This is a genomic window from Variovorax soli NBRC 106424 (assembly GCF_001591385.1).
GTDB classification, from domain to species: Bacteria; Pseudomonadota; Gammaproteobacteria; order Burkholderiales; family Burkholderiaceae_C; genus Variovorax; species Variovorax soli.
The window spans coordinates 41,615-64,321 of record NZ_BCUU01000019.1 but is presented as its reverse complement, the minus strand read 5'-3'; the positions used below and the strand labels follow the sequence as shown (position 1 = coordinate 64,321).

The following is a 22,707-nucleotide window of genomic DNA, read 5'->3' as shown; positions in this document are numbered from 1 at the left end:
GGGCGGCCGGGCGGCCCACGGCTGCGCGCGCAGCTCGGCCGGGTCCTGGCCCGAGGCGATCAGTTGCATGACGGCCGGATGGATGTAGGCCTTGCGGCACACGGCCACCGTGTTGCCCAGGCGCTCGGCCACGGCCTTCACCACCTGGCTCGCGCCGGGGCCTCGCGGGTCCAGCAGCAGATCGAGCGCGGCCACGGTGGCATGCCAGGTGCGAAAGACCTTGGCGCTCACGCCCGGGCCGGCCTGGCTGGCCAGCCACTCGTTGATGTCGGTGGAATCCACGCGCCGGTGCTGGCCCGCATCGTCGATGTACTGGAAGAGGTGCTGTCCCGGCAGGTCGGCGCAGCGGCGCATCAGGCGCACGAGCCGCGCGTCGTCCACGGCCACGTCGTGCCGCACGCCGCTCTTGCCGACGAAGGCCAGCCGCAGGCTCGACCTGCCGATGCGCACATGCCTGCACTTGAGCGTGCTCAGTCCATAGCTGCCGTTGGTGCGCGCGTACTCGATGTTGCCCACGCGCATGGCGGTGGTGTCTAGCAGGCGCACCAGCGCGGCCAGCACGCGCTCGCGCGTCGGTGCGCTGCCGCCGCCCAGCCGGCTGCGCACCCGGCGGCGCAGCGCAGGAAGCAGCTGGCCGAACGCGGGCAGGCTGTCGAACTTGTATTCGCTGCGCTGCGCCTGCCAGTCCGCGTGGTAGCGGTACTGCTTGCGGCCCCGCGCGTCGCGGCCGGTGGCCTGGATGTGGCCATCCGCACTGGCGCAGATCCAGACGTCGGTGTAGGCCGGCGGAATGGCCAGGGCGCGGATGCGGGCGAGTTCCGCGGGCCGGCGCAGCGGGCGCCCGCGTGTGTCCAGATAAGCGAAGCCTTCGCCCTTCTTGACCCGGCGATAGCCCAGCTCCTGGTCGTTGACCCATCGCAAGGCCTGGGGCGGCGGGGCCTGGAAGACGGCGCTCAGTTCTGCGATGGAGCGCGTTGCTCGCCGCGATGAACGCACCGCGGATGGACCGCCGCTACCCCCGCGTTGCCGCAGCCGAGGCTGCGGCGGCAGCGGCGTCGTCGCCGTCGGACGGGGAGATGCAGTGGTCGCAGGGTGCACAGGGAAATTACAGGCTGCCGCGACGTGCATGTCGGTGCCCTGCATGCCCGAGCGCGTGTCGGTCGATGCCTGATCGGTGTGTCGGCCTTGCCGCGCCCGGGCTTGAATCCGGGCGCGCTTGCCTGCTTAATGGTGGCGCGCAAGGTGATGCGCAAGCGTCGGCACGCTCAACACAAGGAGAAGTCCATGAGCAACCATGTCTACAAGCATCTGGAGCTGACCGGCTCCTCGACCGAAAGCAGCGACGACGCCGTGCGCCGGGCCATTGCCAAGGCGGCCGAGACGGTGCGCAACATCCAGTGGTTCGAGGTGACGCAGACGCGCGGCCACGTGCACGACGGCAAGGTACAGCACTGGCAGGTGACACTGAAGGTGGGCTTCACGCTCGAGTAGCGCACGCTGCACGCTTGGGTGCAGCAGGATCGGCATGACCGGGTAGAACCATCGGATTAGCGTTTCCCTGGGGGTTTGGCGGCATCCGGCCGCCTACAGTTGGCGGCCATGCAAACCGGTGCCTACGTCTCTCGCTTGTTGAAGACGCAGTTGCACGCAGGCGCGGCCGCACATCCCTCATGGCGCGATGAATTCGACGCGGCCGTGCTGCTGGTCGACATCGCCGGGTCCTCCGGCCTGACCGAGCGGTTTGCGGCGCAAGGGCCGCATGGCGCCGAGCGCCTGGGAACCTTGCTCGACCAGTACTTCGGCGAGGTGTTCGACATCGTTGCCGCGCATGGCGGCGACGTGGTGCAGATCGAAGGCGATGCCGTGCTGGCCATCTGGCGTGAAGGCCAGGGGCAGGGCGGCCCGGAACATCGAGCCGCCGCCGCGGCCATCGCGCTGCGCGACGCCTTCAACGGCCGGCGGCTGGTGTTCGACGTGGTGCTTCGGCACCGCATCGCGCTGGCGACCGGTTCGGTCACCGCGGTCACGTTCCAGAATCCGGGCGACCGCGGCTACCACGCGGTCACGGGTGCGCCGATCCGGGAACTGGCGGGCCTGGCACATGCGGGCGATCCCGGCGAGATCTTCATGAGCCGGCGTTTTGTCCAATGCCTGGGCGCCGCAGCACTGACGTCGGATGGCGGCAGTTCCGGCAACGCGTTCAGCTGCCTTGTCGCGTTGAACGGCGCGGTGGCGCCGGCTGCCATCGAGCCCTTCGCCGCGGAAGGCGCCGCCGCCGCGCTGGCGCACCGCTACCTGCCGCGCGTGGTGGGCGAGCGCGCCGACGCCTCCGAGGCCGGCTGGATGGCCGAGTTCCGCATGATCACCGTGGTCCACACGCTGCTGGGCGGGCTGGACCCGGCCGCCCCGGATGCGGCCGACGGCATCCTGCGCGGGATCGAGGCGATGCGCACCGCCATCGAACCGCTGTCGGCCCGGCTGTTCGAGCTGGTGGTGGGCGACAAGGGCGTGATCGCGGTGCTGGCTTGCGGACTGCCCGGCCAGGCGCGGGAGAACGATGCCACGCGCGGCCTGGAAGCCGCGCGGCGCATGCACGCCAGCCTGCGCGGCCTGGGCGTGAAAGCCTCGATCGGCGTGGCCACGGGGCGTGCCTTCTGCAGCGACGTCGGCAACCGCAGCCGCCGGCACTTCCTGGTCAACGGGCCGTTGATGCATCGCTCGGCGCGCCTCATGCAGAACGCCGGCGGCGCCATCCTGATCGACGACGCGACCGTGCGCGCAGCCTCGGCCGCGGCCACGGCGCGGTTCCGCTTCACCGAGGCGCAGCCGCTCATGGTCCGGGGCCTGCGCGAGCCGCTGATGGCCCACCGCTTCGACGATGCGCGCCCGGACCTCGGCACGCCGCCGCCGCGCCGGCCTGCCTGGCTGCATGGCCGCGAGAGCGAGGCGCAGGCTTTCGAGCAGATGCTGGACGCGCTGGCGCAGGGCCGCGGCGGTGCCGTCTCGATCGAGGCGGAGTCGGGGGCCGGCAAGTCGCACCTGCTGCGGCAGTTCGACAGGGCAGCGCAGGCGCGCGGCTTCACCGTGATCATCATGACGACCTCGGCGTTCCAGACGCACGAGGCGTACGCGGCCTGTCGGGGGCTGGTGCGGCGGCTGCTGTGGAAGCCGGGCGACCCGCCCGAGCCGCCGGCCTCGCTGCTGCGTTCACGGCTGCTCGAGGCCTTGCACGGCGACCCCGCGGCGGACAAGGCGGCGCTGATGGAGGACATCCTGCCGCTGCAGATCGAGGACGACGGCCTGGCGGCGCAGATCGTCGGGCAGGCGCGCCTGGCCGGCCTGCAGGACCTGCTCGCCGTTCTGCTGGCACGCATGGCGGCGCAGGCCCCGCTGGTGCTGGCGCTGGACGACCTGCACTGGATCGACGAGCCCTCGGCGCAGTTGATGTTCGGCCTGCATCCTCGACTGCCGCAGCTGCTCTGGGTGCTGGCCTCGCGGCCGCTGGACGCCGCGGCCGCGCCGCATGCGCTGCGCCTGTTCGAGCCGGTGCGCCCGCGCATGTCGCTGGCGCGCCTTCCCATCGATGCGATCGAGGCCATCGTGGTGGACCTGCTGGGCACGCCGGATGCGCCCAGGCGCCTGGTGGAGTTCGTCCATCAACGTTGCGCCGGCCTGCCGTTTCATGCCGTGCAGCTGGTGCTGGCCCTGCTCGAACGCGGCGTGGTCATGGTCCGGGGCGGCAAGATCCGGCTGGTCGAGCACGACCTGGATGCGAACATCGTTCCGTCCAACGTGCGCGACCTGGTGGTGAGCCGCCTGGACGGCCTGCCGGCCTCGCACCTCATGACGGCCAAGGTGGCCAGCGTGATCGGCCGCTCCGTCTCGGCCGAGGTGGTGCGGGCGATCCATCCGCTCGGGCTGGACGAAGCCAGCCTGGGCGCCATGCTCAAGGACCTGGCGGACGCGGCCATCCTGGAGCCGGAGGCGCCGTCGGCGGGCACCTATGTCTTTCACCACGCCATCATCCAGGAGGTCACCTACGACCTGCTGAGCCTGCGCCAGCGCCAGCCGCTGCACCAGCAGCTGGCCGAGTTCATTGAGCGGCGCCATGCGGGCGAACTCGACCCGCATTCGGCCGAGCTGGCCCACCACTGGGAACTGGCCGAGCGCTTCGAGGCCGCCATCCGCTGGCGGCAGCAGGCGGCCAGCTATTCGCTGGAGCGCAGCGCCAACCACGACGCGCTGGTTCACGTCGGCCACGTCCAGCGCCTGGCGGCGCAGGCGCGCATCGTGCTGCCCACGCAGCAGGAGGCCGAACTGGCGCGCCTGCAGGGCGATGCCTGCCACGAACTCTCCCGCTTCGAGGAAGCCCACACCTGGTTCAACGTGTGCGCCTCGCTCAGCGAGATACGCGTGCCTGCGAGCCGCCCGGCCATCGTGAGCAGCCTGGTGAGGGAAATCTGGCGCCAGCTGATGCACCGCTGCGGACTGGGCCGGCCCAGCAGCAATGCGCAGGCCCGCGCGCGCGACCAGCTCAGCGCCCACATCTTCACCCGGCATGCGGAACGCGCCTACTTCCGCGGCGACGCGCTCGGCGTGCTGCACGATGCGCTCACCTCGCTGAACCGCGCCGAGCGCGCGCAGGCCGTGGAAGAAACGGTGGGCGGCCTGGGCGGCCTGGCCATCGGCTTCGGCACGGCGGGCTTTCATCGCGCAGCCGGCTTCTACCGGCGCCGCGCGATCGCGCTGGCGCAGCAGCAGGGAACGCTTCACGACCAGGGCTTCGCGCATCTTCTGGCGGCGGTCTTCACCTTCCAGGCCGGGCACTGGGCCGACATGGACGCGCACTGCGACACCGGCGCCGCGATATTCGACCGGCTGGGCGACCGCTTTCGCGCCCAGTCGTGCCGCGTCATCCAGGCCTATGCCGACCTGCTCCGGGGCGACCATGCGAAGGCTTCGCTGCGCCTCAATGCCTATGGCGAAGAGGCCGAACAGGTCGAGAACGTGCCGGTGCGGGCCTGGGTTCTGTGCGGACTGGCCCTGCTCGACATGCAGGCAGGGCGCGATCCGGCGCGTGTGCTGCATCGCATCGCGCTGGCACGCAGCGAGGCGCTGCACCGCGCCGAGCGGCTGCTGTGCGACGGCATCGAGGCGGCGGCGCAGCTGCAATCCGGCAACGCCGGCCAGGCGCTGCGCGCCGCCACCACCGCGCTGGAGAACATGCTGGAGAGCGCACCGACCATGGGCATCGCGCTGCTCAGCGTGGCCTCGGTGGCAGAGGTGCACCTGGCCCTGGCCCAGGGTCCGGCACAAGCCCGGGTGCCCTTGCGCACGCGGCTGCAATCGACCCGCGCGGCCTGCCGCGCGGCCGCCAGCTATGCCAGCAAGATCGTGATCTTCAAGGCCCGCGAAAGGCTGCTGCGCGGCCACCTGGCGCTCGCCCTGGGCCGGCCCGCCCGGGCGGCAGCCTGCTGGCGCGAGGGTATCGGCCACGCCGTGCATTTCGCGCTGCCCTTCGAAGAAGCGCTGTGCCATCTGGCGCTGGCCGAGGTGGAGGCGTCGCCCGACAAGCGCAGCGAACACCTGGCACGCGGCATGCAAATCATGGACCGGCTCGGCGCCAACCCCTGGAAGCCCGCCGCGCTGCCGACCCCACGCTGGAACAACCCCAGTCACAACATCGAGGAGCCTGCATGACCGGAAAGAAGAAGATCGCGATCCTGGGTGGCGGTATGGCCGGCCTGAGCGCCGCCTACGAGCTCACGCGCACGCCCGAGCTGCGCGCGCAGCACGAGGTCACGCTCTACCAGCTGGGCTGGCGCCTGGGCGGCAAGGCCGCCAGCGGGCGCGACGCATGGGGCCGCAACCTGGAGCACGGCCTGCATGTGTGGTTCGGCTGCTATGCCAACGTGTTCGGCATGGTGCAGGAGATCTATGCCAACCGGACGCCGCCGCCGCACTGCCCGCTGCAGCACTGGACCGATGTCGCCAAGCCGCAGCTGTACACGCCCATCGGCGTGAAGACCGACACCGGCTACACCTACTTTCCGCTGACCTGGCCGACCAATGGCGGAACGCCGGGGCAGGGCGGCGTGGACATGACGCCGGCCGAGGCCTGGACCACCATGTGGAACCTGTTCCTGCTGGTGGTCAAGGGTCTCATCGGCCGGCTCGACGCCGCGGCGCAGGCCGCCGCCCAACCGGCGCCCCAGCCGCTGCCCAGCAGCTTTGCCGCATCGGCGCTCGTGCAGCTGGCCGATGGCGAACTGGCGCGCGCCAAGGCGCTGTTCGACCGTTCGCAAGCGGTGCAGCTGGGCTTTCACGAACTGGCCGATGCCGGCGCGCTGTGGATGAAGTCGCTGCTGGCCGAGCCGTCCGCGGCCGATCCGCAGCATGTGGTGCAACTGCTGGACACGCACCGGCTGCTGCAGTCGGCCTTCCGCGCCGCGGCGGCACGCGCGAACGCTGCGCCGGGCACGCCGCTGGCCATCGAGCTGCAGGTGGTGGGGGAACTGATCGACATCGCCATTGCTGCCGCGGCCGGCTACTTCGCAGACCTGGTGCTGCCGGACCGGCCCTTCGAATCGCTCGACGACATCGACTTTCGCGCCTGGCTCGTCAAGCACGGCGCCGACCCGGACATCGTCGCCAACTCCACCGTCACCCGCATCGTGTACGACACGCTGTTCCAGTATGCGGACGGCGATGTGAGCCGGCCGTCGTACGCGGCGGGCACGGCGCTGGGCGTGTGCGCGCGGCTGCTGGGCACCTTCAAGGGCGCGATGATGTGGGACATCCAGACCGGCATGGGCGAGGCGGTGGTGGCGCCGCTGTACCAGGCGCTGCTGGATGCCGGCGTGAAGGTGCAGTTCTTCCGCAAGGTGACGCGGCTCGAGCTGTCGCCGGACGGCCAGCAGATCGCCGCGGTGCACATGGACCGCCAGGCGGATGTGGTGCAGGGCGACTACCAGCCCACTTTCATGATGGAGAACCTGGTCTGCTGGCCGAGCGAACCCGACTGGGATCAGCTGGTGGACGGCGCGAAGATGAAGGCTGCCGGCGTCAACTTCGAGAGCCATTGGTGCGACTGGCCGGCCGCCGGCCAGGAGGTCTTGAAGCAGGGCAGCGAGTTCGACACCGTGGTGCTGGCCATCTCGATGGGCGCCTACAAGCCGCTCAACGGCGAGCCGACGATGTGCGACGAGCTGCTGCAGCAAGGCGGGCGCTTTGCCGACTTCGTCCAGAACATCGGCATCGTGGCCACCCAGGCCCTGCAGCTGTGGTCCAACCAGACGCTGGAGGAACTCGGCTGGACCAGCGGCAAGCCGGCCACCGTGTCGGGGCCCGAATACATGAACATCTGGGCCGACATGTCGCAGGTGCTGGCGGTGGAACCGGCAGTGGGCTTTCCCAAGCCGAAGTCGCTGCACTACCTGTGCGGCACCTACGCCACCACGCTGTACCGCCAGCCGTCTTCCGAAACGGGCGTGCCGGTGCAGGCCTGGAACGAACTGCGCGCGCAGACCATCACCTGGCTCAACGATGCCTCGGCCTGCATCTGGCCGGCGGCCCGCACGGCGGAGGGCAAATTCCGCTTCGACGTGCTGACCGACTTCAGCGGATCGGCCAGCGGCGAGGCGCGCTTCGACCAGCAGTTTCTGCGCGCCAACATCGACCCGACGGAATGCTGCGTGCTCTCGGCCGCCGGCACCACGCAGTACCGCCTGCACCCGGCCGAAAGCGGCTTTGCCAACCTGATCCTGGCCGGCGAGGCGACGCGCCACGGCTTCAACACCACCGCGATCGAAGGTGCGGTGATGTCGGGCATGGCCGCGTCGCGCGCCATCTGCGGGCAGCCCGCACGCATCGTCGGCTACGACTTCCTGCAGCGCAAGCCGTCGCAGCGGGCCGAGTAAGGGAAGCACCATGGCCGAACTTCCTCCCTTCATTTCCTGGATCGGGCATGGCGCCGCCAGCCTGGCGCCGCCCGCGGTGTTCACCGGCGCGAAGGCCTGTGTCTTCGGCTTTCGGGCCGATGCCGGGGCGATGCAGAAGCTGGTCGATTCGCTGCTCAACCCGGTGGGCGCCGGCCGCGTGAGCTACCGCGTGCTGGCGGGCTTCTCGATGATCAGCTTCATGGCCATCGAGCACTGCACCTCGCAGGTCGATGCCATCGGCTGGCAGCCGGGCCGCGAATGCGCGCTGTGGGTGCCCCTGCTCGAGACGAACCACGAGCGCGGCGCGATGCGCATCGTCTTCTGGACGCCCTACATCTTCATCGACTACACCATCGGCCTGCTGACCGGGCGGGAGGTGTGGGGCTGGCCCAAGGTCGGCGCGCAGATTGCCGTGCCGGGGGATGCGCCCGGGGCGCCTGGGACTGGCACGGACTTTGTCTGCACCACCACCGTGTTCGACACGCTGTCCCCGCAGACGCCGGCGCGCAACGCGGCCCTACTGACCGTGTCCGGTCCGGCGCCTGTGCCGGCGGCCTCGCAATGGTCAAGCGGCCGCGATGCCGTGCGAGGGCTTTTGGGAACGGTGCTTGCGGATGCCGAACACGAACTGGTCGATGCGCTGATCGGCGCCCCCGTGATTCCGACTGTGCAGATGAAGCAGTTCCGCGATTCGCTCGATCCGTCGCGCGCCTGCTTCCAGGCGATCGTCGATTCGCCGGCGCAGCTGACCGGCTTCTCCGGCGGCGGCCTGCTGCGCGCGAGCGACTACCAGTTGAAGATCGCCACCTGCGAGAGCCATCAGATCGTGCAGGATCTTCTGGGCACGGCGCCGAGCCCGGGCCAGACGACGGTGCCCATCGACATCGCCGCCTGGGTGGCGATGGATTTCAAGGCGCTGCCGGGCGCGGTGGTGGTGTCGCGAACCTGAGCGTCACCCGCCCGAGATGGCTGCGGCGGCGAGCATGCCGGATTCGATGGCGGATTCGAAGCAGCCGCCGCTGAAGCGGGTCAGCGTCCAGTCGCCGGCAAGGTAGAGGTTGCCGAACTGCGCGGGGCCCGGCGGCAGGCGGTAGCTCACGCTGCCGGCCGGCGTTTGCACATAGCGCTCGGCGCCTTCCCAGTTGGCGCGGCAGTAGCGCGAGATTTCCACGCCCGGCTTCAGCTTGCCGTCCGGCGTGGTGGCGGCAGGCCACAGGCCGGCAATGGAGGCGTCGAGCCAGGCCTGCACATCCCGCTCCGGGTCTGCGTGCGAGGCGTCCTGCGGCAGGCAGCCGCAGAAATACTCGATGGCCTGAGGCGTGTCGGCCGCCGGCCAGTCTTCGTGCGGCAACTGCTGCGACATGTCAGCCCACGAATCGAAGCGCTCGGCATAGGCCGAGACGATGGTGGCGCTGCTGGGCCACCCGAGTTCGCCGAGCGCCGGCTGGAGCCAGAGCTGGAAGGCCTCGGTGGCCACCGACACGCTTTGCGCGACCATGCTCGCCCAGCGGGCATCTGCCGCGGCCAGCGCAGGCGCCACGGCCCGGATCACATCGGGCGGCACGGCCAGCACGACCTGGTCGAAGTCCTGGCCGTCCACCAGCGTGAGCTGCTTCGCCACGGTCGTGTCATGGCTGGATTCGAAATTGACGCCGGCCTGGCGCAGCCGCTCGCCGTCCACGAGCTGCTCCCAGTTGGGCTGGTTCGGCCAGCAGTCCAGACCCTTCACCACCACGAAGGGCTGGTACTCGCCGTTGGTGAAATCGGCCTGCTGGTCGATGCGGATCGTGCCGATGCGCGATGCATCGGCGTTCAGCTCGATGCCGGCGACGCGGTGGAACAGCTCGATCTTCACGCCGCGTGCGGCCAGCACCTGGTAGAGCGGCGTGAACAAGGCATCGCCGGTGCCGGCATTCATCTTCCAGAACGGCGCGTGTCGGTAGCCCAGCACCATGTCCATGGCAAAGCGGAAGGTCACGCCGGCGGCGATGGAGCCGTTGGCCAGCGTCGATGCGTCGCCGCCCCGGTAGGCGAAGGTCAGGTCGTACAGCGCGCGGATGGGGGCACTGTTCAGCGCCGCGTCGGTGGCGCCGTGGCGGCCCAGCCAGGCGCGGAAGTCCAGCGCGTTCAGCGCGTCGTAGCCGGCCTGGCCTTTGCCCATCAGGTCGAAGAACCAGCCGATGGCGGCGGACAGGCCCAGGTCCGCGAGGATCAGCAGGTGCGAGAGCGTGTCCGCAAATGCCGAATCGACCGCGGCCGGCGCGGGGCCGCGTGTCGCCAGCCGGGTGCGCACCCGTTCGGCCAGTTGCCGCAGCTGGCTGCCGGCTTCTTCGTCGACGTTCTCGCAGAGCGAGGGCGAAGCCAGGCGCCCCAGCAGTGCCAGCACCGGGCCGTAGCTCCACTCGGCGGCCAGCTCCGGCTGCGCATCGAGCAGCCCATGCAGCCAGGCGGCCAGGTTGCCGATGAGCGCATCGGTGTCGGCCAAGCGCGGGTCACCCGGTTCGCCGGGAAGCTCGGGCAGGGTGAACTCCCAGGGTGACCAACGTGGCGGGCTTGAGTTGGGCGCCTGCTCCTCGGCGGCGACTTTCCACTGCGGCGTCATCGCGTCGGTCCACAGCTTGAAGGGGCTGGAGGCGCGCGGCTGCCATTCGGCGTAGCACTGGCGAATGGTCTGGAAGGCGCTCTGGTAGCAGCCCATGAGAACGTGCAGGCCGTGCTCCTCGATGCGCCCGCCGACGACCATGTTGCGCCCGCTGGCGCACTTGCCGCCCAGGCGCCAGCCCAGGGTGTGCACCGTGACCTCGTACCGGGCCCGCAAGGCCGGCGTCGCGCTCAGCCAGAACGCCGCCGAAATGCCGCCGGGCCCGCCGCCGAGGACGGCCACCTTGATCCGAGAGCCCGCGCCGGGGCCCTGCGCCGCTGCTTGCTGCATAGCTGAATCCCTCCGCGCGGGAGGGTACCTCAGCGAAGCCGATTGCGGGACGGCATTCAACCGAGTTCGACCAGCACCGGCTGGTGGTCCGACACCTGCGTGGCGCCGTCCACCTCGATGCGGCGCAAGCGAGGGACGAGGCCGTCGCTCACGAAGACGAAGTCGCATGCGACCGGATCCGGCCCGTAGCGCCGGTCGAACAGGCGGAAGGTGGGCGCATGCGGCTGCGCGCTGCCGTGCAGGGCGGGCCACGCATCGTGCAGCCGCTGCCGCGATCCGCCGGCCAGCTCGAAGGGCTGCAGCAGTGCGGCATAGGCCGGGTCGGTGGCGGGCATGTTGAAGTCGCCGCACAACAGGGCCTGCACGGTGTGGACCTTGTGCTGGAAGGGCGTGCCGGCGTCGTCGAACTCGGGCTTGGGCGGCGACATCGCCTGGGCGCAAGCTTCCACATGCAGGCTGCGCAATGCCTCGGCCTGGGCCGAGCGCTGCACTTGCGAGTAGTACTCCAGGTGCGTGGTCATCACGCGCAGGGCGCCCAGCTCCTTGCTTTGCACCGTCACGCTGGTGCACATGCGCGGCATGCTGCCCACGGCCGGGTCGGCGGGCCAGGGCAACAGGTGATGCTGCACCCGGGCCACCGGCAGCCGCGTGGCGATCAGGTTGCCGAAGCGCTGCGGCCGGCCGGTGCTGCTGTCGAACTCGTGCACGGCCGGGCCGAAGAAGAGCTGGAAGCCGGGCAGCAGCGCCGCCAGTTCGGCCGGCTGGTCGCCCGGCGCGCCGGGCATGGCGTCGAAGCCCTGGGCGATTTCCTGCAGGCACAGCACGTCGAAGTCGGCCATGCCGCGTGCATGCTCCACGATGCGGCGGGGGCTGACGAGGCCGTCGAGCCCGCGGCACCACTGGGTGTTCCAGGTGATCAGTTTCATCATTTGATGCCCGCGCGCATGAAGCTCTGGACGAACTGCCGCTGGAAGAGCAGGAAGGCCACCAGCAGCGGCGCCGAGGTCATGACGGTGGCGGCCGTGATGATCGACCAGTCCACGCCCTGGTCGACCGAGGAGAACACCTGCAGCCCCACGGTGAGCGGCCGCGCGTTCTGGCTGTTGGTGACGATGAGCGGCCACAGGAAGTTGTTCCAGTGAAAGCTCACCGAGACGAGCGCGAAGGCGGTGTAGACCGGCCGCGCCAGCGGCACGTACACCCGCCACAGCACCTGCAGGGCGCTGGCGCCTTCCACCCTGGCGGCTTCGTCCAGCTCCTTGGGAATGCCCATGAAGGTCTGGCGTAACAGGAAGATGGCGAAGGCCGAAGCGAAGTAGGGCAGGCCGATGGCCAGCAGCGTGTCCACCAGGCCCAGGCGAGCCATGGTCTTGTAGTTCTCCACCACCAGGATGTCCGGCATGATCATCAGCTGCACCAGCACGAGCGCGAAAGCGATGTTGCGCCCCGGAAAGCTGTAGCGCGCAAAGGCGTAGGCCGCCAGGGTGCCCAGCACCAGTTGTACCGCCAGGATCATGACCACCAGCACGGTGGTGTTGAGGAAGTAGCGTGCAAAGGGGGCCGCCGCCCAGGCGCGGCTGAAGTTGTCCAGCGTGAGCGGCGCCGCGAGGTCGAAGCGGGTGGAGAACTGCGCCGGGTGGAAGGCGGTCCAGAAGGCGTAGACCAGCGGCAGGATCCACATCAGCGCCAGCAGCCAGGCGGCCAGCGTGTCGAGCCACGTCGGGTCGTTGTAGGCCAGGCGTTGCGGTGCGCGCGTCATTTGTAGTGCACCCGCTTGTCCAGCACGAAGAACTGGAACAGCGCGATGCCCGCCAGCACCCCCACCAGCACCACCGTGATGGCCGAGGCATAGGCCGTGTCCCAGAAGCTGAAGCCCACCTCGTACAAGTGGTAGAGCAGCAGGATGGAGGCGTTGTCCGGCCCGCCGCGCGTGAGCACGAACAGGTGGTCGACCATGCGGAAGGCGTTGATGCAGGCGTTGACCAGCACGAACAGCGTGGTGGGCATGAGGAGCGGCCACTGCACCCGCGAGAAGAAGTACCAGCGCGAGGCGCCCTCGATGGCCGCGGCCTCGCGCAGGCTGGGGTTGAGCGTCTGCAGCGCGGCCAGGTAGAAGATCATGAAGAAGCCGGCTTCCTTCCACACCGCCACCAGCGTCACCGCGCCCAGGGCGGTGGACGGACTGCCCAGCCAGTTGTGCGAGGGCAGGCCGAGCGCGCCGGTGATCTGCTCGAGCAGGCCGTACTGCGGCGTGTAGAAGAACAGCCAGATGTTGGCCACCGCGATCATCGGCAGCACGGTGGGCGTGAAGTAGGCCATGCGCAGGAAGGCGCGGCCGGCGATGCGCTCGTTGACCCACAGCGCCATGACAAGCGCCAGGCCGATGGAGGCCGGGATGGTGGCGCCCGCGAAGATGAGGTTGTTGCGCACCGCCTTCCAGAACACCGGATCGGCCGCCATCACCTGGTAGTTCTCCAGCCCCACCCACACGCCCGGGCGCGCGCCCTTGGGCGTGGAGTAGAAGCTGTCGACGAAGGTGGAGACCGCCGGCCAGTGCGTGAAGGCCACCAGCAGCGCCAGTGCCGGCAGCAGCATCAGCCACGCGTGGATCGCGCGCTGCTTCACTTGTAGCTGCGAAGAATGCGGTCGGCTTCCGCTTGCGCGTCCTTCATCGCCTGGGCAGGCGTCTTGCTGCCGGTGAGCGCGGCCTGCAGGCCGTCGTTCAGCGCCTTGGTCACGCGCTGGTTGTCGTGCGTGGAGAACTCGGCCACCGACACCGGCAACTGGTCGCGCGCGACCAGGGCCGGCGGAAACTCCTGGCCGTACTTCTTGAGCGTGTCGGTGGCATAGGCGGCTTCCGACACGGCCACATAGCCGGTGTCCATGCTCCAGGCCGCAGCCCGCTCGGGCTGCGTCACCCACTTGATGAACTTGAAGGCCGCTTCCTGCTGCGCCGGCGAAGACTTCTTGAAGACGTAGAAGTTGCCGCCGCCGGTGGGCGAGCCCTTGCGCACGTTGCCGGGGATCATGCCCACGCCGAAGGGAAAGCCGGCGTTCTTGCGGATGTTGGTCAGGTTGCCGGTGGTGGTGAAGATGATGGCGGCCTTCTTCTCGAAGAAGTCCTTGGGCGTGGTGCCCCACTCGACCACGCCGGGCGGGTGCACGCCGGCCTTGCCCAGGTCGACCCAGTACTGCAGCGCCTCGATGACCTTGGGGTCGTCGAAGGTGACCTTGGTGCCGGCCTCGTTGGCCAGGATGGCGCCGTTGGGCGTGGTCAGCGTCTGGAACAGCCAGTAGGGGAAGCCGCTGGACGGAATCTGCACGCCCCACTGCGTGACCTTGCCGCTGGCGTCCTTCTTGGTGAGCTTGGCGGCCATGGCCTTGAGCTCGGCCCAGTTGGCCGGGCCCTTCTCGGGGTCGAGGCCGGCTTCCTTGAAGGCTTCCTTGTTCCAGTACATCACCACCGTGGAGCGCTGGAACGGAATGCCCCAGGTCTTGCCGCCGGTCTGGCTGTTGGCCATGAAGGCCTTGTAGAAGCTGCCCATCCAGGCCTTGTCCTCGGGCGTTTTGGCCAGGCTGTCGAAGGGCACGATGGCGTCTTCGTCGATGAGGGTGAACATGTCGGTGGACAGCAGCACCGAGGTGACCGGCGGCGTGCCCGACTTGTGGGCCGTGAGCGCCTTCACGATGCTCTCCTGGTAGGTGCCGGCGTAGATAGGCGTGACCTTGATGCCCGGGTTCTCCTTCATGAAGCCCTCGGCAAAGCCGTCGATGGTCTTGGCGATGGGACCGCCCACGGCCACCGGGTAGTAGAACTGCAGGTCGACAGGCGCCTGGGCTTGCGCCGCGGATGCGCCGGCGAGCAGGCCGCCGGCCGCCGCGAGTTGCCAGACGGCGGCACGCAGGAAAGTCTTTCTTTGCATCTTGTTGTTCGTCCTTGGTTGGAAGTGAAGAGAAACGAAGGGAAAGGAAAGAGCTCAGTGGATGCGCCGGCCCTCGGCATCGAAGCCGTGGGTGTCAGCCGCCTGCCAGGCCAGGTGCACCGGCATGCCGGCCTCGACCCGGTGCTGGCCCTGGGTGCGCACCAGCAGCGACTCGGTGCCCACGGCGCAATGCAGCACCAGGTCGGCGCCCAGGTACTCGGCGCTGCGCACCACGGCGTCGATGCCTTCGCCGGGCGCGGCCAGCCGCACCGCCTCGGGGCGAACGCCGAGCGTGGCCGCGGCCAGGCCGGTGCGGATGCCGCTGCCGGCGATGTGCCCGCCCTCGAGCGCCAGCAGGTTCATGGGCGGCGTGCCGATGAAGCGGGCGGCGAAGGTGGTGGCGGGGCGGGCGTAGAGGTCCCGGGGCGGGCCGGCCTGCTCGACGCGGCCGCGGTTGAGCAGCACCACCTGGTCGGCCATGCTCATGGCCTCGGTCTGGTCGTGGGTGACGTAGATCACCGTCAGGCCCAGCTGGCGCTGCAGCTCGCGCAACTCGCGCCGCATGTCCTGGCGCAGTTGTGCATCCAGGTTGGACAACGGTTCATCCATGAGACAAACCTGGGCCTGCGCCACCAGCGCGCGGCCCAGGGCCACCCGCTGCTGCTGGCCGCCCGACAGCTGGGAGGGCTTGCGCGCCAGCAGCGCCGACAGGCCCAGCAGGTCGGCTGCGTCCTTCACCCGCCGCTCGCGTTCGCTGGCAGGAACCTTGCGTACCGACAGGCCGAAGCCGATGTTGTCGGCCACCGAAAGATGCGGGAACAAGGCGTAGTTCTGGAACACCATCGCAATGCCGCGCTGCGCGGGCGGCAGGTGGGTGACGTCGCGCCCGGCGATTCGCACCTGCCCGGCGCTCGCGCCTTCCAGCCCGGCCACGATGCGAAGGGTGGTGGACTTGCCGCAGCCCGAGGGGCCGAGCAATACGCAAAAAGAAGCTGGGTCGATGGTGAGATTTACGCCATGCAATGCGGTACTCTCGCCCCAGGATTTGGCAATGCCGGAAAGCTCGACGGAAGACATCAACGGAGTTTAGGCACGGGTGTGTGACATATCGTTGCCGATTCCCTCGGTGTTTTCCTGAGACGATGGCGTCATCCAATCTCGCTAAAGTGGTTCGGCCCTTAGGGGAAGTTGTTCACATGAAGAAGGAAAGATCATGAGCAAGAAGGTCGCATACGTCACGGGTGGCATGGGAGGCATCGGAACCGCCATTTGCCAGCGTCTCCACAAGGACGGCTTCACCGTCATCGCCGGCTGCGGTCCTACACGCGACTACGCCAAATGGCTGGCCGAGCAGAAAGCCGAGGGCTACGAGTTCCACGCCTCGGTGGGCAATGTGGGCGACTGGCAGTCCACGGTAGAAGCCTTTACCAAGGCCAAGGCCGAGCACGGCAGCATCGACGTGCTGGTGAACAACGCCGGCATCACGCGCGACCGCATGTTCCTGAAGATGACGCCCGAAGACTGGAGCGCCGTCATCGAGACCAACCTCAACAGCATGTTCAACGTCACCAAGCAGGTGGTGGGCGACATGGTGGAAAAGGGCTGGGGCCGCATCGTCAACATCAGCTCGGTCAACGGCGCCAAGGGCCAGGCCGGCCAAACCAACTACTCGGCCGCCAAGGCCGGCATGCACGGCTTCACCATGGCGCTGGCGCAGGAGCTGGCGACCAAGGGCGTGACGGTGAACACGGTGAGCCCTGGCTACATCGGCACCGACATGGTCAAGGCCATCCGCCAGGAAGTGCTGGACAAGATCGTGGGCACCATCCCGGTCAAGCGCCTGGGCGAGCCGAGCGAAATCGCCTCCATCATCTCGTGGCTGGCAAGCAACGAGGGCGGCTACTCCACCGGTGCCGACTTCCCCGTGAACGGCGGCCTGCACATGCATTGAGTTGCCAATGCGCAGAAACTGAGTCAGAAACCCGCTTCGGCGGGTTTTCTTTTTTGTGCCTTCGGCACTCAGGAGGAAGAAATGGAATCAGGCGCCACAACAACAAAGCAGAAGCTGCCTCTTTACCGTTCGCTGTATTTCCAGGTGATCGTGGCAGTGGTCATCGGCATCCTGCTGGGCCATTTCTGGCCCTCGCTGGGCGAGATGATGAAGCCGCTGGGCGACGCCTTCATCAAGCTCATCAAGATGCTCATCGCGCCCATCATCTTCTGCACGGTGGTGGTGGGCATCGCCGGCATGGAAGACATGAAGAAGGTGGGCAAGACCGGCGGGCTGGCGCTGCTGTACTTCGAGATCGTCAGCAGCATCGCGCTGGTGGTGGGGCTGGTGCTGGTCAACCTGCTCAAGCCCGGCGCCGGCATGAACGTCGACCCGGCCAGCCTGGACACCAAGGCGCTGGCCGCCTACACCGGCCCGGGCAAGATGGAGGGCACGGTCGACTTCCTGCTGCACATCATTCCCAACACGGTGGTGGATGCCTTCGCCAAGGGCGAGATCCTGCAGGTGCTGCTGGTGGCCGTGCTCACCGGCTTCGCGCTGCACCGCTTCGGCGGGCGCGGCACGCTGGTGTTCGACGTGATCGAGAAAAGCTCGCACGTGCTGTTCGTGATCATCGGCTACATCATGAAGCTGGCGCCCATCGGCGCCTTCGGGGCGATGTCCTTCACCATCGGCAAGTACGGCATCTCGTCGCTGTTCCAGCTGGGCAAGCTGATGGGCACCTTCTACCTCACCTGCCTGCTGTTCATCTTCGTGGTGCTGGGCACCATCGCGAAGCTGCACGGCTTCTCGATCTGGAAGTTCATCAAGTACATCAAGGAAGAGCTGCTCATCGTGCTGGGCACCTCGTCCTCCGAGTCGGTGCTGCCGCGCATGATGGAGAAGATGGAGAACCTCGGGGCCGACAAGACCTGCGTGGGCCTGGTCATTCCCACCGGCTACTCCTTCAACCTGGACGGCACCTCCATCTACCTGACCATGGCGGCGGTGTTCATCGCGCAGGCCACCAACACGCCCATGACGCTCACGCAGGAGCTCACGCTGCTGGCCGTGCTGCTGCTCACTTCCAAGGGCGCGGCGGGCGTGACCGGCAGCGGCTTCATCGTGCTGGCGGCCACCCTGTCGGCGGTGGGGCACGTGCCGGTGGCGGGGCTGGCGCTCATCCTCGGCATCGACCGCTTCATGTCCGAGGCCCGCGCGCTGACCAACCTGGTGGGCAACGGCGTGGCGACCATCGTGGTGGCCAAGTGGACCGGCGCGCTGGACGAGGAGCGGCTCAAGGCGGGCCTCGACAACGAAACCTGGGTCGAAGCCCAGGAGCCCGAAGAACTGGTGAACGCCAAGGACAGCCGCATGGCCGGCTGAGCATGGACAGCGGTATTGCCGGCTGAAGACTGCAGGAATTTGAAGGGATTGCAGCGGCGCTCGCCCTTCTTGCGTGCAACATAGGCGCCATGCCGCACGCCGCCTCCCTCATCAACACCATTGCCGCGGGCCTCGGGCTCGCGCTCATCCTGGGCTTCGTGGCCGTGCGGGCCCGCCTGCCCGCGCTGGTCGGCTACCTGCTGGCCGGGGTCATCATCGGGCCCTTCACGCCGGGCTTCGTGGCCGACGCGCACATTGCCGCACAGCTGGCGGAGATCGGCGTGATGCTGCTCATGTTCGGCGTGGGGCTGCACTTTTCCATGGACGACCTGCTGGCCGTGCGCAAGATCGCCGTGCCCGGCGCGCTGGTGCAGATGGCGGTGGCCACGCTGCTGGGCGGCAGCCTCGCGCACTGGTGGGACTGGGACCTGGGCGCGGCGCTGGTGTTCGGTCTGGCGCTGTCGGTGGCCAGCACGGTGGTGTTGCTGCGTGCCCTGGAGAGCCTGGGGCTGCTCGATACCTATGTCGGCCGCATCGCGGTCGGCTGGCTGGTGGTGGAGGACCTGGCGATGGTGCTCGTGCTGGTGCTGCTGCCGGCCTTTGCCGAGGCGATGGGCCGCGTCGGCACCGCCCCGGGCCAGAGCGTGTGGCAGACGCTGGGCCTCACGCTGCTGCAGGTGGGCGGCTTCGTGGCCGTGATGCTGGTGGTGGGGCGGCGGGTGCTGCCTTGGGTGCTGTGGCAGGTCACGCGCACCGGCTCGCGCGAGCTGTTCACCCTGTGCGTGGTCGCGGCGGCGGTGAGCATCGCCTTCGCCTCGGCGGCGCTGTTCGGCGTGTCGTTCGCGCTGGGCGCCTTCTTCGCCGGCATGGTGCTGCGCGAGTCGGAGTTCAGCCACCGCGCCGCGCAGGAGTCGCTGCCGCTGCGCGACGCCTTCGCGGTGCTGTTCTTCGTGTCGGTTGGCATGCTGTTCGACCCCATGGTCATCATCGACAGCCCGCTGCAGGTGCTGGCGGTGGTGCTGGTGATCGTGGTGGGCAAGTCGCTGGCGGCGCTGTCGATCGTGCTGCTGTTCCGCTATCCGCTGGGCACCGCGCTCACCATTTGCGCGAGCCTGGCGCAGATCGGCGAGTTCTCCTTCATCCTGGCCGGCCTGGGTGTCGCGCTGGAACTGCTGCCCGTGCAAGGGCGCAACCTCATCCTGGCCGCGGCGCTGATCTCGATCGCCACCAACCCGCTGTGGTTCGCCCTGATCTCGCCGGTGCAGCGCTGGCTGCACAGGCATTCAGCGCTGGCCCGCGCCTTCGAGTCGCGGGTCGACCCGATGGCCGAGCTGCCGATGACTACCGACGCGCGCTACCTGTCGCGCCAGGTGGTGCTGGTGGGCTACGGGCGGGTCGGGCGGCGCATTGCCGCCATGCTTGGCGCCGGCGACGTGCCTTTCGTGGTGGCCGAGCAGAACCGCGAGCTGGTCGAGAAGCTGCGCGGGCAGGGCGTGGCCGCGGTGTGGGGCGACGCCGCCGACCCGGCGGTGCTGGTGCAGGCCCACATCGCCCGGGCGCGGGTGCTGGCCATTGCCACGCCCGCCGCCATCAACGTGCGCCAGATGATCGAAACGGCCCGCACCTTGAATCCGTCGATCCAGGTGGTGGTGCGCAGCCATGACGAGGCCCAGGCGCAGCTGCTCAGCCAGGAGGCGTCGGCCACCGTGTTCCTGGGCGAGCAGGAACTGGCCCAGGCCATGGCACGCGATGTGTTGAAGCGGGCCGGCCCGGCCGCGGCGCCGGTCGCCGCTCACACGGCCTGAGCGGAAGGCCTACAGGTCCTCGATGACCAGCCGGCGGTAGCGCTCGGCGATGGAAAAAGGCGCCTGGCGCACCACCGCCATCACTTTTTCGGCCACCGTTTCGTCGCGCGTCTTGACCAGCAGGCCGGCATGACCTTCCCGGGCCAGCTTGATGTAGGTGCGCACGGTGGCTGCCTCGGTCCCGGCGGAGGGCAGCGGATAGTCCGAGCCCTTGGTGGTGGGCGCGATCTGCTCTAGCACGTCCTCGGGCGTGACCAGGTAGATCTCGTCGCCGCTGATGACGCCGTCCTCGATCAGCTGGTGGCCGACGCGGTTCGCTTCCTCAAGGCTGGGAAACATGATCATCGAATGGCCGGTCGGGTAGAAGCCGCCGCCGATCAGCGAGGTCATGTGGTGGTCCAAGGTGAATCTTTTCATGGGTGTCTCCTTGCCCTGTGCCCGACTTGTTGCACAAGTGACGCTGTACGCCTTTTCGAGACGCTCGGTGTGTGCGAAACTGATACTAAATGCCACATTTGTGTTTAATCGTGAAATAGTGGCCTAGGCGGTGGCCCGGGTGCTTCCTACGATTCCCCTGTCTGAAATGGAATAGTTTTTTCTTCATGGGGACCTTGCGCAACATCGCCCTGACTGTCCACGAACTGGAGGTGGGGGAGTTCTATTGGGTGCTGATGGAGGGATCGGATCATCAGATGGAGGACTGCATGCCCTATGTGGCGCTGGAGGCCTCCTGCACGCCGTACGGCAGCTACTCCGACGCCCTGGTGGCCGGCGTGGCGGCGCTGCGCAAGATGTTCGGCAAGGACGGACCGCGGACCTGAAGGCGCGAAGCCTTCGGCAATATAAAAAGGAAAACAACATGCGAAACAAGCTGGTGATCATGGGCGGGGCGGCGCTGCTGCTATTGATGGCCGGCGCCTGGCTGGCCTACCCCATGGACGCACTGGGCTGGGCGGCCTGGGTGCAGACGGCCGGCGTGGTCACCGCCATCTGGTGGTCGGTGCGGCTGCAGGCGCAGCAGGCCGACCAGCATGTGCTGCAGGCCACGCGGGTGGCGGTGGTCTTTGCCACCAACCTGCACTGGGCCTTTCGCCGGCTCAACGATGCGAGCGGCAACCGTTCCTGGCCCGAGTTCGTGGTCAACCGGCGCATCCTGGACGAGATCCTGTCCCAGGGCCGCAACGTGCCGGTGCACATGCTCGAGGGCAGGGCGCTGGCCATGGTGAGCAGCCTTCGCGCCATGGGCGTGGAGGCGCTGGAGGTCTCGGCCGCGCACCAGCCCAACGGCGACTGGCGCGAGATGCAGTCCTATTTCGCCAAGCGGCTGCCCAGCATTTCGGCCTGGCTGTCGGCCAACGGCAGCCCGCCCGAAAGCAACGGGCCCACCGACTACCTGGGCCTGCGCTCGTCCTTCAGCCAGATCGGCCAGCTCTGAACGGGCAAAGGCCGGCCTGGCCGCCGGCCGCCGCGATGTCGGCGAAAATCGAGGGTGCGCATTGGCCGCCCTTGCACGTGACAGACCTCCAGACCCCCGACCCTCGCACCGCATTCGACGCCAGCCGCGTCTCCGTCGCTCCGATGATGGATTGGACCGACCGGCATTGCCGCTACCTGCACCGCCTGCTCAGCCGCCGCGCGCTGCTGTACACAGAGATGGTGACGACCGGCGCGCTGCTGCACGGCGACGTGCCGCGCCACCTGCGCTTCAACGAGGAAGAGCACCCGGTGGCGCTGCAGCTGGGCGGCAGCGAGCCGGACGACCTGGCCAAATGCGCGCGCCTGGCCGAGGAATGGGGCTACGACGAAGTCAACCTCAACTGCGGCTGCCCCAGCGAGCGCGTGCAGCGCGGCGCCTTCGGGGCCTGCCTGATGAACGAGCCGCAGCTGGTGGCCGACTGCGTCAAGGCCATGGTCGACGCCACGCGCCTGCCGGTCACGGTCAAGCACCGCATCGGCATCGACAAGATCGAGCGCTACGAGTTCGTGCGCGACTTCATCGGCCAGGTGAGCGAAGCCGGCTGCAAGACCTTCATTGTGCATGCGCGCAATGCGTGGCTCAAGGGCCTGTCGCCCAAGGAGAACCGCGAGATTCCGCCGCTGCGCTACGAGATGGTGCACCGGCTCAAGCACGAGTTTCCGCACCTCACCATCTCCATCAACGGCGGCTTTTCGCAGACCGAGGCGGTCCACCAGCAGCTGCGCCTGCTCGACGGCGTGATGGTGGGCCGCGAGGCCTATCACAACCCCTGGTGGCTGGCGCAGTGGGATGCCGAGTTCTTCGGCGAGGAGCCCCGCCCGCTCACGCGCGAGGAGATCGAGGAGCGCATGTGCGACTACATGGTGCGCGAGGCCGCGGCGCACGGCACCCACTGGTATGCCATCGCCCGCCACATGCTGGGCCTGCGCAACGGGCTGCCCGGCGCGCGCCGCTGGCGCCAGGTGTGGAGCGACCACCGGATGAAGCACCTGCCGCCGCACGAGGTGATGCGGGCGGCCCATGCGCGTGTCGACAAGGGCCTGGAGCTGCTGCAGCCCGCAGGGTGACGCTGCCCCGCATTCCGTGCCGCCCGCTTCATGCGGGCTTTTTTCTGCCCGCCGCGTTCATATCGCAGGACTTTCGTCCCTCTTCGTGATGCGAACTTTTGTGTCAAATGTCTCAATGGGAAACATTCACACGAAGTTTTCATTGCGAGCCCCAGGCAATCAAGATACAAATGTTTACCTTGGTGTT

Annotated in this window: 18 protein-coding genes; 10 read left to right on the top strand and 8 right to left on the bottom strand. The window is 68.4% G+C overall.

Going from position 1 to position 22,707, the window contains the following annotated elements; all coding sequences use genetic code 11:
* On the bottom strand, positions 1–921 hold a 921-nt coding region (locus tag VSO01S_RS08450), incomplete at its 3' end, for a DNA topoisomerase IB (RefSeq protein WP_068641362.1).
* Between the two features lie 363 nt (positions 922–1,284).
* Here VSO01S_RS08450 and VSO01S_RS08445 point away from each other — a divergent pair.
* The 4 genes from VSO01S_RS08445 (at position 1,285) to VSO01S_RS08430 (ending at position 8,889) form a co-directional block, all read left to right on the top strand.
* Positions 1,285–1,491: a dodecin gene (locus VSO01S_RS08445; RefSeq protein WP_068641369.1), complete on the top strand. Its 207-nt coding sequence runs from the start codon at positions 1,285–1,287 to the stop codon at positions 1,489–1,491.
* Positions 1,492–1,599: 108 nt separating this feature from the next.
* Positions 1,600–5,700: an AAA family ATPase gene (locus VSO01S_RS08440; RefSeq protein WP_153305177.1), complete on the top strand. Its 4,101-nt coding sequence runs from the start codon at positions 1,600–1,602 to the stop codon at positions 5,698–5,700.
* On the top strand, positions 5,697–7,919 hold the full coding sequence (locus VSO01S_RS08435) for an FAD-dependent oxidoreductase (RefSeq protein WP_068641360.1): 2,223 nt from the start codon (positions 5,697–5,699) through the stop codon (positions 7,917–7,919). The genes VSO01S_RS08440 and VSO01S_RS08435 overlap by 4 nt, the downstream gene beginning before the upstream one ends.
* A gap of 10 nt (positions 7,920–7,929) precedes the next feature.
* The gene (locus VSO01S_RS08430; RefSeq protein ID WP_068641359.1) at positions 7,930–8,889 is read left to right on the top strand and encodes an acetoacetate decarboxylase family protein; all 960 of its coding nucleotides are present in this window, start codon (positions 7,930–7,932) and stop codon (positions 8,887–8,889) included.
* A 3-nt stretch (positions 8,890–8,892) separates the two neighbouring features.
* Here the strand turns inward: VSO01S_RS08430 and VSO01S_RS08425 are convergent, their stop codons facing one another.
* From VSO01S_RS08425 to VSO01S_RS08400, 6 genes are read right to left on the bottom strand one after another with little or no spacing between them, the layout of a single operon-like run.
* On the bottom strand, positions 8,893–10,872 hold the full coding sequence (locus tag VSO01S_RS08425; protein WP_068641358.1) for an FAD-dependent oxidoreductase: 1,980 nt from the start codon (positions 10,870–10,872) through the stop codon (positions 8,893–8,895).
* Between the two features lie 56 nt (positions 10,873–10,928).
* Positions 10,929–11,798, bottom strand: a complete 870-nt coding sequence (locus tag VSO01S_RS08420; RefSeq protein ID WP_174544716.1) for an endonuclease/exonuclease/phosphatase family protein — start codon at positions 11,796–11,798, stop codon at positions 10,929–10,931.
* Positions 11,798–12,631, bottom strand: coding sequence for a carbohydrate ABC transporter permease (locus VSO01S_RS08415; RefSeq protein ID WP_068641356.1), 834 nt, complete (start codon positions 12,629–12,631; stop codon positions 11,798–11,800). Before VSO01S_RS08415 ends, VSO01S_RS08420 begins: the two co-directional genes overlap by 1 nt.
* A complete protein-coding gene (locus VSO01S_RS08410; RefSeq protein WP_068641368.1) occupies positions 12,628–13,467 on the bottom strand; it encodes a carbohydrate ABC transporter permease in 840 nt (279 codons plus the stop codon). Before VSO01S_RS08410 ends, VSO01S_RS08415 begins: the two co-directional genes overlap by 4 nt.
* 26 nt (positions 13,468–13,493) lie before the next feature.
* Positions 13,494–14,795, bottom strand: coding sequence for an ABC transporter substrate-binding protein (locus tag VSO01S_RS08405; RefSeq protein ID WP_068641355.1), 1,302 nt, complete (start codon positions 14,793–14,795; stop codon positions 13,494–13,496).
* A gap of 54 nt (positions 14,796–14,849) precedes the next feature.
* Positions 14,850–15,872 (bottom strand): ABC transporter ATP-binding protein, encoded by a 1,023-nt coding sequence (locus tag VSO01S_RS08400; protein WP_068641354.1) that lies wholly within the window; start codon positions 15,870–15,872, stop codon positions 14,850–14,852.
* Between the two features lie 136 nt (positions 15,873–16,008).
* Between VSO01S_RS08400 and phbB the strand changes: the two genes are divergently transcribed.
* The 3 genes from phbB to VSO01S_RS08385 all read left to right on the top strand — a co-directional run bounded on the left by phbB (position 16,009) and on the right by VSO01S_RS08385 (position 19,976).
* The gene (gene phbB, locus VSO01S_RS08395; protein WP_068641353.1) at positions 16,009–16,746 is read left to right on the top strand and encodes an acetoacetyl-CoA reductase; all 738 of its coding nucleotides are present in this window, start codon (positions 16,009–16,011) and stop codon (positions 16,744–16,746) included.
* A gap of 81 nt (positions 16,747–16,827) precedes the next feature.
* A complete protein-coding gene (locus VSO01S_RS08390; protein ID WP_068641352.1) occupies positions 16,828–18,171 on the top strand; it encodes a dicarboxylate/amino acid:cation symporter in 1,344 nt (447 codons plus the stop codon).
* A gap of 89 nt (positions 18,172–18,260) precedes the next feature.
* Positions 18,261–19,976 carry a cation:proton antiporter domain-containing protein gene (locus VSO01S_RS08385; RefSeq protein ID WP_068641351.1) on the top strand — a complete coding sequence of 572 codons (1,716 nt, stop codon included), beginning with the start codon at positions 18,261–18,263 and terminating at the stop codon, positions 19,974–19,976.
* A 9-nt stretch (positions 19,977–19,985) separates the two neighbouring features.
* Here VSO01S_RS08385 and VSO01S_RS08380 read toward each other — a convergent pair whose 3' ends face one another.
* Positions 19,986–20,393 carry a hypothetical protein gene (locus VSO01S_RS08380; protein WP_068641350.1) on the bottom strand — a complete coding sequence of 136 codons (408 nt, stop codon included), beginning with the start codon at positions 20,391–20,393 and terminating at the stop codon, positions 19,986–19,988.
* A gap of 185 nt (positions 20,394–20,578) precedes the next feature.
* Between VSO01S_RS08380 and VSO01S_RS08375 the strand changes: the two genes are divergently transcribed.
* The 3 genes from VSO01S_RS08375 to dusA all read left to right on the top strand — a co-directional run bounded on the left by VSO01S_RS08375 (position 20,579) and on the right by dusA (position 22,520).
* Complete coding sequence (locus VSO01S_RS08375) at positions 20,579–20,797, top strand: hypothetical protein (protein ID WP_068641349.1); 219 nt, start codon at positions 20,579–20,581, stop codon at positions 20,795–20,797.
* A gap of 38 nt (positions 20,798–20,835) precedes the next feature.
* Positions 20,836–21,411 carry a hypothetical protein gene (locus VSO01S_RS08370; protein WP_068641348.1) on the top strand — a complete coding sequence of 192 codons (576 nt, stop codon included), beginning with the start codon at positions 20,836–20,838 and terminating at the stop codon, positions 21,409–21,411.
* A gap of 77 nt (positions 21,412–21,488) precedes the next feature.
* The gene (gene dusA, locus VSO01S_RS08365) at positions 21,489–22,520 is read left to right on the top strand and encodes a tRNA dihydrouridine(20/20a) synthase DusA (protein WP_281179815.1); all 1,032 of its coding nucleotides are present in this window, start codon (positions 21,489–21,491) and stop codon (positions 22,518–22,520) included.
* Positions 22,521–22,707: the final 187 nt, after the last annotated feature.